The organism is Acinetobacter johnsonii (genome assembly GCF_048551975.1).
Classification (GTDB): Bacteria; Pseudomonadota; Gammaproteobacteria; order Pseudomonadales; family Moraxellaceae; genus Acinetobacter; species Acinetobacter johnsonii_A.
In genome coordinates, this window is sequence record NZ_JBIMCF010000001.1 from 25,588 (window position 1) to 38,372 (window position 12,785).

The 12,785-nt window shown below is 41.7% G+C and carries 10 protein-coding genes; 6 read left to right on the forward strand and 4 right to left on the reverse strand.

The genetic code is table 11. The annotated features are described in order from the left end of the window. Window positions 1–4 precede the first annotated feature (4 nt). The 5 genes from ACG9ZB_RS00140 to ACG9ZB_RS00160 all read left to right on the forward strand — a co-directional run bounded on the left by ACG9ZB_RS00140 (window position 5) and on the right by ACG9ZB_RS00160 (window position 6,832). The gene (locus ACG9ZB_RS00140; protein WP_419323347.1) at window positions 5–1,282 is read left to right on the forward strand and encodes a carbohydrate porin; all 1,278 of its coding nucleotides are present in this window, start codon (window positions 5–7) and stop codon (window positions 1,280–1,282) included. Between the two features lie 184 nt (window positions 1,283–1,466). Continuing rightward, a complete protein-coding gene (locus ACG9ZB_RS00145; RefSeq protein ID WP_010327444.1) occupies window positions 1,467–3,869 on the forward strand; it encodes a glucose/quinate/shikimate family membrane-bound PQQ-dependent dehydrogenase in 2,403 nt (800 codons plus the stop codon). Between the two features lie 381 nt (window positions 3,870–4,250). Next, window positions 4,251–5,894 carry a nitrite/sulfite reductase gene (locus ACG9ZB_RS00150; RefSeq protein ID WP_419323349.1) on the forward strand — a complete coding sequence of 548 codons (1,644 nt, stop codon included), beginning with the start codon at window positions 4,251–4,253 and terminating at the stop codon, window positions 5,892–5,894. Then, a complete protein-coding gene (locus tag ACG9ZB_RS00155; protein ID WP_062034136.1) occupies window positions 5,887–6,372 on the forward strand; it encodes a DUF934 domain-containing protein in 486 nt (161 codons plus the stop codon). The genes ACG9ZB_RS00150 and ACG9ZB_RS00155 overlap by 8 nt, the downstream gene beginning before the upstream one ends. Window positions 6,373–6,478: 106 nt before the next feature. Beyond that, on the forward strand, window positions 6,479–6,832 hold the full coding sequence (locus ACG9ZB_RS00160) for a DMT family transporter (protein ID WP_148825551.1): 354 nt from the start codon (window positions 6,479–6,481) through the stop codon (window positions 6,830–6,832). 13 nt (window positions 6,833–6,845) lie between these two features. Here the strand turns inward: ACG9ZB_RS00160 and ACG9ZB_RS00165 are convergent, their stop codons facing one another. The 3 genes from ACG9ZB_RS00165 to ACG9ZB_RS00175 all read right to left on the reverse strand — a co-directional run bounded on the left by ACG9ZB_RS00165 (window position 6,846) and on the right by ACG9ZB_RS00175 (window position 9,283). After that, window positions 6,846–7,298, reverse strand: coding sequence for a VOC family protein (locus tag ACG9ZB_RS00165; RefSeq protein ID WP_419323351.1), 453 nt, complete (start codon window positions 7,296–7,298; stop codon window positions 6,846–6,848). 184 nt (window positions 7,299–7,482) lie between these two features. Next, window positions 7,483–8,658, reverse strand: a complete 1,176-nt coding sequence (locus ACG9ZB_RS00170; protein WP_004983123.1) for a thiolase family protein — start codon at window positions 8,656–8,658, stop codon at window positions 7,483–7,485. A gap of 100 nt (window positions 8,659–8,758) precedes the next feature. Continuing rightward, window positions 8,759–9,283 carry a GspH/FimT family protein gene (locus ACG9ZB_RS00175; RefSeq protein WP_183174368.1) on the reverse strand — a complete coding sequence of 175 codons (525 nt, stop codon included), beginning with the start codon at window positions 9,281–9,283 and terminating at the stop codon, window positions 8,759–8,761. 373 nt (window positions 9,284–9,656) lie between these two features. Here ACG9ZB_RS00175 and omp38 point away from each other — a divergent pair, with 373 nt between their 5' ends. Continuing rightward, window positions 9,657–10,676: an outer membrane protein Omp38 gene (omp38, locus tag ACG9ZB_RS00180; RefSeq protein WP_183174367.1), complete on the forward strand. Its 1,020-nt coding sequence runs from the start codon at window positions 9,657–9,659 to the stop codon at window positions 10,674–10,676. A 645-nt stretch (window positions 10,677–11,321) separates the two neighbouring features. Here omp38 and ACG9ZB_RS00185 read toward each other — a convergent pair. After that, the gene (locus ACG9ZB_RS00185) at window positions 11,322–12,785 is read right to left on the reverse strand and encodes an amino acid permease (protein ID WP_419323353.1); all 1,464 of its coding nucleotides are present in this window, start codon (window positions 12,783–12,785) and stop codon (window positions 11,322–11,324) included.

Genomic DNA, 12,785 nt, shown 5'->3' on the forward strand with positions numbered 1-12,785 from the left:
AATTATGAATAAATGTAAAAGAAGTTGGTGTTTTAACCTCAGTCTCTTAGCGCTCAGTTGCTGCTTTCAAAGTGTGTATGCTGCAAATGCCTTTGAGGCAGAAAGCCCTTGGATGCTGGGTGATTGGAGTGGTCAGCGCAGTGCATTGCAGCAAAAAGGCTACGACTTTAGCTTTGGCTATACGGGTGAAATAGCAACGTTGCTCGATGCCTCACATTCTTCAAGTCATGGTACCGAATATGCAGACCAGTTTGCATTCGGTACGCACTTCGATTTAGACAAGATTTTGGGCTGGCAGGATACTGAGGCTCAAATCACCATTACCGAACGCAATGGGCGTTCACTTTCTCAAACATCCGATGCTTTAGATGGACATTTAAGTTCCACTCAAGAAGTGTGGGGACGTGGACAAACGTGGCGTTTAACGGATTTGTGGATTAAGAAAAAGTTCATGGATCAAAAGTTAGACATCAAAGTCGGTCGTTTTGGTGAAGGTGAAGACTTCAACAGTTTCGACTGTGATTTCCAAAACCTTGCGCTCTGCGGCTCTCAAGTTGGTAACTGGGTCGGTGACCAGTGGTACAACTGGCCTGTCAGCCAATGGGCTGCACGAGTCAAATATAACCTTCGGCCAGACCTGTATGCACAAGTCGGGGTGTATGAATATAACCCTGAAAATTTAGAACGTGGCAAAGGCTGGAACTTAAGTACTTACGGTTCGCATGGTGCCATTATTCCTGCTGAAGTGGTGTGGCAACCTGCTGTAGGTATAAATAAGTTACCTGGTGAATATCGTGCGGGTTATTACTACAGTTCGGCAGATGCCACAGACATTCAAAACCCACAGCAAACCTCACATAAACAAGGCGGCTGGGTGGTTGCCAAGCAGCAACTCACAGCACATCACGGTGATGCCGCGCGCGGTTTAACAGGTTTTGTGAATCTCACGCTACATGATTCAGATACAAATACGGTTCGTGACATGCAGAACATTGGTTTGGTCTATAAAGGCGCTTTTGATGCCCGCCCTCAAGACGAAATTGCGATTGGCCTAGCCCGTATTAATATCAATGATGATGTCAATGACGCGAATATTGTCAATAACAGCATCGACGCCCGTGGCCTAAAAAGTGAAGAATATGATGCCGAGATTCACTATGGTATTCATGCAGCCAACTGGTTAACCATTCGTCCCAATATCCAATATATCCGCCATGTAGGCGCATATAAAAATGGTGAAAATGCATGGGTCGGCGGAATTAAATTCCAGACCGCATTTTAGTTTCTAGATCGATAAGTATTTGTCCAGCAAGGTTGATAAAAACTTTTAACGGTTGTTCAAAGCATAAAACTGTTCGAAATAAGTCGTTTGGACAGATACTTAAAATCTAAAAACTGTCTAGGTGTTCATATCGATATTAAAACGATATGAGCTTTTAACAGAATCTAAGAAAAAGGTGGTCAATATGAGTACTCCGTCTTCAGGTTCAGGGCTTAAAACTTTTACAGCTGTGATTGCTGTAATCTTTGGTTTAGTCCTGCTGATAGGAGGGATTTATCTTGCAGTGCTTGGTGGGTCTTGGTACTACATCATTGCAGGTTTACTCTTCATCGCGACTGCAGTTCTACTGCAAAAATTAAAAAGTACGGCATTAATCGTTTATGCGTTGTTGGTCTTGGGTACAGTGATTTGGGGCTTATGGGAAGTGGGTTCAGACTTCTTTGCCTTGGCGCCACGCTTAGATATCCTTGGTTTATTTGGTTTATGGCTACTCATTCCAGCGGTCACACGCGGTTTTGACAATGCTAAAAGTGCAAAACTAGTTTTAACAGGTTCACTGGCGGTGACTATTGCCGTGATGATTTTTGCTGTGTTTAATGATCCTCAAGAAATTCGAGGTGAACTGAGCAGCAAGCAACCTGCAACCGCACAGTCCATTCCGGGTGTTGCTGATGGCGACTGGCCTGCTTATGGTCGTACTCAGTCTGGTTTGCGCTATTCTCCTTTAACGCAAATTAATTCTGAGAATGTTAAAGATTTAAAAGTGGCTTGGACCTATAACACAGGTGACTTTAAAACAGAAAATGACTCTGGTGAAACCACCAATCAGGTCACCCCAATTAAAGTTGGGGACAATATGTATATCTGTACCACGCACCAAAAACTGGTTGCCCTCGACCCAGCGACAGGTAAGGCGAAATGGACTTTTGATCCGAAGTTGAAATCGGACAATACTTTTCAGCATTTAACCTGTCGTGGCGTGTCTTATTATGATGCGAACAATACAGTTGGTTTTGAAGCCAGCTTGCAACATAAAAAGTCATCGTCTGAGTTGTGCCCACGTAAAGTAATCTTACCTGTCAATGATGGTCGTTTGGTTGCCATCAATGCTGATACTGGTGAGCGTTGTACGGACTTTGGTAAAAATGGTGAAGTCGACTTACAAAAAGATATGCCATTCCCTTATCCGGGTGGTTATATCCCAACTTCTCCACCTGTGGTCACAGGCACGACGATTATTATTGCGGGTTCAACCACAGATAACTATTCAACTGAAGAACCTTCAGGTGTGATTCGTGGTTATGATGTGAATACCGGCGCATTGTTGTGGGTCTTTGACACAGGTGCCGAAGATCCAAATGCGATTCCAGCTCCGGGTCAAAAGTATGTTCAAAACTCACCGAATGCATGGGCACCATTAGCCTATGATGCAGCCTTGGATATGGTTTACATTCCAACGGGTGTGGGTACGCCAGATATTTGGGGCGGTAACCGTACTGAGTTGCATGAGCGTTATGCTAACTCAATGCTGGCACTGAATGCTTCAACAGGTAAGTTGGTGTGGAACTTCCAAACCACGCATCATGATTTGTGGGATATGGATGTACCATCACAGCCGACATTGACGGATATTAAAGATAAGTCAGGCAAAATGGTTCCTGCCATTTACGTATTAACGAAAACGGGCAATGCCTTTGTTCTAGACCGTCGTACTGGTGCAGCCATTGTTCCAATTACGGAAAAACCTGTACCACAAACAGTGAAACGTGGGCCGCAAACCAAAGGTGAGCGTTACTCTGCGACACAACCTTTCTCTGACTTTGACCTTGCGCCAAAAGAGAAACTGACGGATAAGCAAATGTGGGGTGCAACCATGTTTGACCAGTTGATGTGCCGTGTGTCTTTCCACAAACTGAACTATGACGGTATTTATACCCCACCTTCAGAAAATGGAACTTTAGTTTTCCCAGGCAACTTGGGTGTATTTGAATGGGGCGGTATGTCCGTTAACCCTGATCGTCAAATCGCGGTGATGAACCCAATCGGTTTACCGTTTGTTTCTCGACTCATTCCAGCCGATCCAAACCGTCCGAAAACAGCCAAAGGTGCAGGCACCGAAGCGGGTGTACAACCGATGTATGGTGTGCCTTACGGTGTAGAGATCAGTGCGTTCTTGTCTCCATTTGGTTTGCCATGTAAACAGCCTGCTTGGGGCTTTGTGGCGGGTGTGGATTTAAATACTCACGAAGTTGCATGGAAACGTCGTATTGGTACAATCCGTGACAGCTTACCGGGGATTCAATTACCACCATTTAAAATGGGGGTTCCTATGCTTGGTGGTTCAATCTCAACTGCGGGGAATGTGATGTTTGTCGGTGGTACGCAAGATAACTATATCCGTGCTATCAACGTGACCAATGGTGATGAACTTTGGAAAGGTCGTCTACCAGCGGGCGGTCAAGCAACACCAATGACCTATGAAGCCAATGGCAAGCAGTATGTAGTCATTATGGCGGGTGGTCATGGTTCATTTGGCACCAAGATGGGAGATGCTTTGGTGGCGTATGCCTTACCCGATGCAAAATAATCGTCTGTAGTTATTTAAACTTTAAAATAGCCTGATTCGTCAGGCTATTTTTATATGCAGTCGGTTTAAAAGGGCAAAGTGATGAGGAGGAAAGAATAGAAAAATTGAGTTCTACCCAGATAAGCCGAGTTTAAAATTCACGTAGTAGCAATGGATGGGCTAGCGTGTATACGATAGATTGAAGGAAGTTAGCTGAATAATGTATAAGTATCTAATAAAAAATAATTTAATCAGAAAAAACCTTTAGGATTAGGGACAAACAGTACATCTACTTATCCTTATCAATAAAACAGCTATGAAATATGTAAAAAACGCATTTTGTTGATAGTTTAAATCTCGTTATGCTGTCAGCCGTTATAATGAAACTACTAGCTGTACGCCATGTATTTATATACTGATTTCGATCAGCAACTGATCAATGAACGTGTTGCACAGTTCCGTGACCAAACGGAACGTTATTTAGCTGGAAAACTCACTGAAGATGAGTACCGCCCATTACGTCTTCAAAACGGTCTCTATGTACAACGCTATGCGCCAATGTTACGTATTGCTGTGCCTTATGGCTTAATGAACTCAACGCAATTGCGCAAAGTTGCACAACTTGCAACTGAGTTTGACCGTGGTTATGCACACGTTTCAACGCGTCAGAATATTCAGTTTAACTGGCCTGCGCTAGAAAATGTTCCAGACATGCTTCAAGAGCTAGCTTCTGTACAAATGCATGCGATCCAAACTTCGGGTAACTGTATTCGTAACACGACTACAGACCAATATGCAGGTGTGGTTGCTGGTGAAGTGGCTGACCCACGTCCAACGTGTGAATTGATACGTCAATGGTCAACCTTCCATCCAGAATTTGCCTTCTTGCCACGTAAGTTCAAGATTGCTGTATCAGCACTTAAAGAAACTGATCGTGCAGCGACATCATTCCATGATATTGGGGTGTATATCGTTAAAAATGAAGCGGGCGAAATTGGCTATAAAATTAAAGTCGGTGGTGGCTTAGGTCGTACCCCTGTGATTGGTAGTTTCATTCGTGACTTCTTGCCACGTGAAGACCTGATTGCTTACTTAGAAGCCGTACTGCGTGTTTATAACTTACACGGTCGTCGTGATAACAAATACAAAGCACGTATTAAGATTTTGGTGAAAGCGTTGACGCCTCAAGTTTTTGCTGAGAAAGTCGAAGCTGAGTTTGAGCACACCATTAAAACTTTAAAAATTCAGCCTGAAATTTTGCAGAAATTAGACGAAGAATTTATGCCGTTTGATTATCAAGATTATGCAGATGAAGATTTTTCTGAACAGTTTGCTGCACATCCGAAATTCAAACAGTGGTTCAATATCAACACCAATGCTCACAAAGTGAAGGGCTACCGTATTGTAACGATTTCGTTGAAACGTACGGGTATTGCACCGGGTGACGTGACCACGGAAGAGATGAATTTGATTGCAGACCTTGCAGACAAATACACCTTTGGTGAACTGCGGACCACGCATGAGCAAAATATTTCTTTGGTAGATGTGCCACAGAAGGATTTATTTGAACTGTGGACTATTCTTGAGAAAAACAATCTAGCGCGTGCACACATTGGTTTCTTAACCGACATTATCTGCTGCCCAGGCGGTGACTTCTGTTCACTGGCAAATGCGAAATCGATTCCTATTTCAGAAGCGATTTCACGTCGTTTTGATGACTTAGATACCATTTATAACCTTGGCAAACTGGATCTGAATATTTCAGGTTGTATGAATGCATGTGGTCATCACCATGTGGGCAACATTGGTATTTTAGGTGTAGACAAAAAAGGCGCTGAATTCTACCAAATCACTTTGGGTGGTAATGCCGATCATGATGCTTCAATTGGTGACATTTTAGGCCCTTCATTTGCAGCTGAGGTTGTGCCAGACATCGTTGAAGAAATTTTAAATACTTATCTTGACCTTCGTGCTGAGGGTGAAGAATTCATTGATACTTATCGCCGTGTGGGCATTCAACCCTTTAAGGAGCGTGCATATGCTTAATACAGCACTACAAGTCCTCTCTAAAGATGGCTCGATTGCAGACAATACTTACCAAGTGATTGGTGAAGATGGTGTTTTACCGCAAGGTGATGTGGTTTTAACGGTTGAGCAGTTAGATCAATTAGCTGAAGTTTCGGGTAAAAAAGCACTACTGGTTACAGTCGATGCTTCTCCTGAAACGCATGAGTTCCCTTTAGATCAGCTAGATGCCATCTTTATTGATTTTGCCGGTTTTAACGATGGTCGTGGCTATTCATTTGCAGCTCTATTACGTCGCCAAGGTTTCCAAGGTGAACTACGTGCAACAGGTGATGTGTTTAAAGATGTCTTGAACTACATGAAACGTTCAGGCTTTGATACCTTTGTCATTAAAGAAGGTAAAGACATTCTTGAGGCTGCAGCGGGTTTAAATGATTTTAGAAATCCATATCAAGCATCAACAGCCGTTGCACAAGCCAGTTATCAAACGGGCGCTTAATTTTTTAAGCAAGCAATGAAAAGCTGGACTTCGGTTCAGCTTTTTTGTATTTATATGCAACATTTTTGATGAACAAATTGAAGAAAAAGAAACAGGTAAATTGGACATGATGGCACTTTTTGCAAAAATTAATCCCGGTGTCATTTGGCTACTTATTGCTATTGCTACAGATGTACTTTCGACTTTTTATTCCGCAAAAGGTAATGGGTTGGTTAATAAGTCGGATCAGGGCATTGCACTGGTGCTTTACATAATTTCTTTTGCGTGTGCAGCCTATGCCTTGAAATTTATGCAAGCGGGAATTTTATATGTGCTGTGGTCTGGCATTGGTGTCATTGCTACAGCACTCCTTGCTAAAGCATTTTTAGGGCAGAACATCGATTTGGCTGGATGGCTCGGTATTGGTTTTATTACCGTGGGGCTCACTATTATTGCGCAATTTTCAAATATTGATGTTTAAAAAGAAGACGCTTTTATCCTTCTTGTAATTGGCAATTCACCATCCATTTAATTCTAAACTGATCGGTAAATGCACCATAAAGTGCGCCCCAAAAGGTTTTCTCTAAAGGCATCTCTATTTTTCCATTGACTGAAAGCGCATCAAATAAGCGTTTAGCATCGGCTTCTTCATGGGCATCTAAGTTAATCGAAATATAGTGGTTGTTGCCTACAGTAAAGACAGTATTGCTTTGGGCGCAAAACTGATCGTTAGTATCCGAAGCCATCAGAATCGTGCTGGCATTGATGGGAAGCGAAACATGCATGATTTTTTGTTGGTCAGCGTCGGAAAGGGTAACTGAACTTTCATCTGAAGGTAAGTCTCCATAACGCATGAACGTTGCAAACTCTCCACCAAAGACAGACTTGTAAAAATTAAAAGCGGCTTCAGTTTGACCATTAAAGTTGAGGTAGTGATTCAGTTGCATTGTCTTATCCTTGTTGTTTTTTTCGTCGTTATTTTAACAAGTCGTTAAGATCGCCCCCTAATACAATCTTGTAATAAAAAATCCCTCGCAGTCGAGGGATTTTCATAAATGTCGCTTTTATATCAACTAATCATCCAATCTTTTATTGTATAAAATATGTCAATAAAAGAGTGTTACTTGCATATTAAAGTAATTCAATCGCTACAGCTGTTGCTTCACCACCGCCGATGCATAGTGCCGCAATCCCTTTTTTACCACCTGTACGTTTAAGCGCATGAATCAAAGTTAGGATAATACGTGAACCAGTTGAACCGACAGGGTGACCCAATGCGCAAGCTCCACCATTGATGTTCACTTTTGCTGGATCAAGTTTGAAGTCATCGATTGGACACATGGTCACCATTGCAAAAGCTTCATTGATTTCCCAAAGATCTACGTCCTGTGCATTCCAACCTGTTTTCTTAAGCACTTTTTCAATTGCACCGACTGGTGCAATAGTGAACTCTGATGGATGTTGTGAGTTCGATGCATAAGCCACAATTTTCGCTAATGGTGCTAAACCTTTGTTCGATGCATTTTCTGCTGAAGTTAAAACCAGTGCGGATGCACCATCCGAGATTGAGCTTGCATTTGCAGCAGTGATAGTTCCATCTTTAGCGAAAGCAGGACGAAGGCTTGGAATTTTTGCAATATTGGCATTGAACGGTTGTTCATCTTTATCAACGACAACATCACCTTTGCGAGATGAAACGGTCACAGGCACGATTTCATCTGCAAAGTAACCTTCGTTGACCGCTGTTTGTGCACGCTCTAAAGAACGAATCGCGAAGGCATCCATTTGCTCACGCGTATAGCCACGGGTATTGGCCATATCTTGTGCAAAAGAACCCATCAATCGACCTGTTTCTGCATCTTCTAAGCCATCAAGGAACATGTGGTCTTTGACATCGCCATGTCCCATACGGTAGCCCGCACGCGCTTTGGTTAAAATATAGGGAGCATTGGTCATCGACTCCATGCCACCTGCAACCACGATATTTGCTGAACCAGCTTTGATCATATCCGCAGCTTGCATTACCGCTTTCATGCCAGAACCACATAATTTATTGATGGTCACAGCACCTGTTGAATCAGGTAAACCTGCTTGGCGCATAGCTTGACGTGCTGGACCTTGCTTTAATCCTGCAGGTAGAACACAGCCCATAATTACTTCTTCTACATCGTTTGCGTGTAGGCCAGCACGAGCAATCGCTTCTTTAATCGTCACAGCACCGAGTTCTGGAGCGGTTACACTGGCTAAACTGCCTTGAAAACCGCCCATTGCCGTACGAGCACCATTTACAATCACGATGTCTGTCATTTTCTTCTCCGAATCACTTATACGTTTTGTTGGAAACTTAAGCAGTATATGTAAATTTACTCGAGAGAAAAGCTGAAAACGTGATTATGGACTCATGGGTCTAGTTACAAGTATTGATGAGTTCTGTTCGGGTCTGACCCATTTTGCTCATGACCAGTTTAAAGTGATCCTGACTTTGTATAGAGCAGTAATAGAAGGTTCCATTTGAGCCAAGGGGGAGGCCATTTTCAGCTTTAAAGCTTAATGATGGAAGGTTGAGTGTGCCACGCCAATCAAGATTGCCATATTTAAGCTGTTGTTGTTCTGTCCGAATAATCGTTTCATTAGTATCTACTCGTCGATTTTTATTATTATCGATAAATACAATAAAACCTGTGTTCCATTGATGATTTTGGCATTGAATAAGGTCTTGACTTGGGCAAATGGTGATATTTTGACGTTGCAGGTTAGCCATATTTTTGGCTGCCTGAATACTATTTCGTAATGTATTCAGTGTTTTGCTTCGCTCTTGTGAGGCCATATACTGATGAAAGTGAGGAAGTGCGATTGTACAAATGATCAGAATAATGCTAATAGTGATCAGGAGTTCAAATAATGTGAACCCTTTTTTATTTATAAAAAACATATGGTTATCCAGTTTTATTGTTGTGGGCTATTTTTTATTTATTAAAGCTTTGTTTATCAAACAAATTTTATACATAATTAGTAGTACTCAACTTGTTTAAAAAACTGTTAAAATGTAAGACAAGTGAAAATAAGCTATTCGCAAGTAAAGATTGAGTAAAAAATTACCGAATTACAACGGAATTTGTAAGTAATTTTGTCAATAATTTACTTGATTAAAGTTATCAAGCACTTGGAAAAAAAATAAAGTGTTTGTATGATTCATTGCGAATAGCTTAAAAATAAAACTGGGGTATAAAAAAGCCTATCTCAGAATGGTTAAATAATTTTAAGCTTAGCTTGAAAAACAATTGTTATCTCTGGAGGATAAATCCATGAAAATGAGTCGTATTGCATTAGCAATGCTCGTAGCTGCTCCTTTAGCTGCTGCAAACGCGGGCGTAACTGTTACTCCATTAATGCTTGGTTATACTTGGCAAGACAGTAAACACAATAATGGTGGTGATCATTTAACAGATGGTCCTGAGCTACAAGACGATTTATTCGTTGGTGCAGCACTTGGTGTTGAATTGACTCCATGGCTAGGTTTTGAAGCTGAATACAACCAAGTTAAAGGTGATGTTGAAGGTGATGTGCCTGCTGGTGCTGAATACAAACAAACTCAAATCAACGGTAACTTTTATGCTACTTCTGATTTGATTACTAAAAACTATGACAGTAAAATCAAGCCGTACGTACTTTTAGGTGCTGGTCACTACAAGTATAAAGGTGAAGGTTCAATTTCAGGTGATGAAGCTGAGGAAGGTACTTTAGGTAATGTAGGTTTAGGTGCTTTCTGGCGCTTAAACGATGCTTTGTCTCTACGTACAGAAGCCCGTGCTACACATAATTTTGACGAAAAATTCTGGAACTACACAGCTTTAGCTGGTCTTAACGTAGTTCTCGGTGGTCACTTGAAACCTGCTGCTCCAGTAGTAGAAGTTGCTCCAGTTGAGCCAGTTGCTCCAGTTCAACCACAAGAGTTAACTGAAGACCTTAACATGGAACTTCGTGTGTTCTTTGATACAAACAAATCAAACATCAAAGACCAATACAAGCCAGAAATCGCTAAAGTTGCTGAGAAGTTAGTTGAATATCCAAACGCTACTGCTCGCATCGAAGGTCACACAGACAACACTGGTCCACGTGCATTGAACGAACGTTTATCTTTAGCTCGTGCTAACTCTGTTAAATCGTCTCTAGTAAACGAATACAACGTTGACCCAGCTCGTTTGTCTACTCAAGGTTTCGCTTGGGACCAACCGATTGCTGACAACAACACTAAAGAAGGCCGTGCTATGAACCGTCGTGTATTCGCGACAATTTCTGGCAGCCGCACAGTTCAAGCTCAATAATCTGAGTTTTAACTAAAAAACGACTCTTCGGAGTCGTTTTTTATGTCTAAAATAATGAAATTTATGTTAACTCACATCGTTGAAAATAAACTCAAGCTCAATGTAAGAGTCTTTAAGGCTTACGTTGGTTATGGTCATTTACGCATAGGACATAAGACACAGTTAGAAGTATTTCATTTTAGAGGATGAATATAAGAAGAATGAAGAGTGGATTTTATTCACTCATGCTTCACGACATCGATCATAACTTTTGCCTTTAGAATGAATTGATATTTATATTTATTTTTATAAAGATTTGTTTGCCAGCGAGATAATATTTCTGGCTTGATATTTAGGGGGCTAGGAATTTGATAGAGATCAGTACTCAATGAACCGTAACATTTAGTTATTGCTGTGCGAATTGAGAGGCTAAATTTTTACAACCTAGATATGTAAATTGTTAATCGTATAAGTGAGCGGATGCTGGTTGCAGAATATTAACTAAGTTTAGAGTGGATCCGAGTCATAGATATCGCTTTTATGTGAAGTCAATAATTGAACTGTCTTATTGAAAATTGCGTTATTAATTTATGCTTTACGGCTTTAGCAAATGGATAAATGATAATAAAAAACAGCCCGAAGGCTGTCTTTTATGATGAAAGGATTTTATTCGCGATCAGGACTCATTGGACTGACATCCATTTCTTGGTAAGAAACAAGTTTGGTTTTGTATTTCCATTTATAGCCTAGCCAAATCGCCAAGAATAAGAAAATACCAATATAGGTCGATAACACAGAGAGCCATTCGCCATCAAGCACTGCTTGGTAGTTTTGACCTAAAACAACAATCGCACACAGGATAAAGGCGAACCACGGAGCAAATGGGAAGAATTTTGCACGATAAGCTAAGTCTTCAACCTTATGCCCTTGGGCAACATAGCCTTTACGGAAACGATAGTGTGAAACAGCAATCCCTAACCAAACAATAAAGCCACACATACCCGACATATTGAGCAGCCAATTAAAGACCTGTTCTTCGCCAATGAAGGTGGTTAAGAAGCAAAGTGCAGCAATTGCAGTTGTCGCATAAAGCGCATTCATGGGTACGCCGCGTGGGTCTAATTTGGCAAACACTTTAGGTGCACTGCCATTTTGGGCCATATTGAACAGCATACGCGTAGATGAATACATCCCTGAATTACCTGCCGATAGAATCGCGGTTAAAATCACGGCATTCATAACGCTGGCAGCAAAGGCAAAACCAGCTTTTTCATACAGGAGGGTAAATGGAGAGAGTGCAATATTCTCTGATGAAGCCGCTTGTAACAAAAGTGGATCATCATATGAAATGAGTGTGCCGATAATGAAAATACACACCACATAAAACAGTAGAATACGCCAAAAAATCTGTTTGATGGCAATCGGAATCGTCTTTTGTGGATCTTTCGATTCACCTGCAGCAACACCGACCATTTCGGTACCTTGGAACGAGAACCCTGCAATCATCGCCACACCAATCAGTGCAGATAAGCCACCAACGAAGGGCGCTTCACCTTTGCTCCAGTTGGCAAAAGTTGCGACACCAGGCGTCATCATGATTTTACCAATCATGAAAATACCAATGATGATAAATACAATGATGGCAAGGACTTTAACCAAAGAGAAGAAGAATTCACTTTCACCAAAGCCTTTGACTGTCAGTGCATTGATCCCAAAGACAACAGCTAAGAAGAGAGCACTCCAGTAGAAACCGGGCAGGTCGGGAAACCAGAATTTCATGATGAATTGGACTGCAACCAATTCAAATGCAACAGTAATGGCCCAGTTATACCAATAGTTCCAGCCAAGGGCGAAACCAAAACCGCCTTCAACATACTTGGTGCCATAGGTAAAAAATGCACCCGATGTTGGGTTGTGTGTTGCCAACTCACCCAGACTGGTCATGAGAAAGTAAATCATCACACCAATTAAGCAGTAGGCCAATAACGCCCCGCCAGGGCCAGCATTTGCAATGGTTGCACCTGAGGCAAGGAATAAACCTGTACCAATTGAACCACCAATGGCAATCATATTCAGATGGCGAGCTCCAAGCTTTCGCTTGAGTTGAGCTGGTTGAGTCGTTTCGCTCAT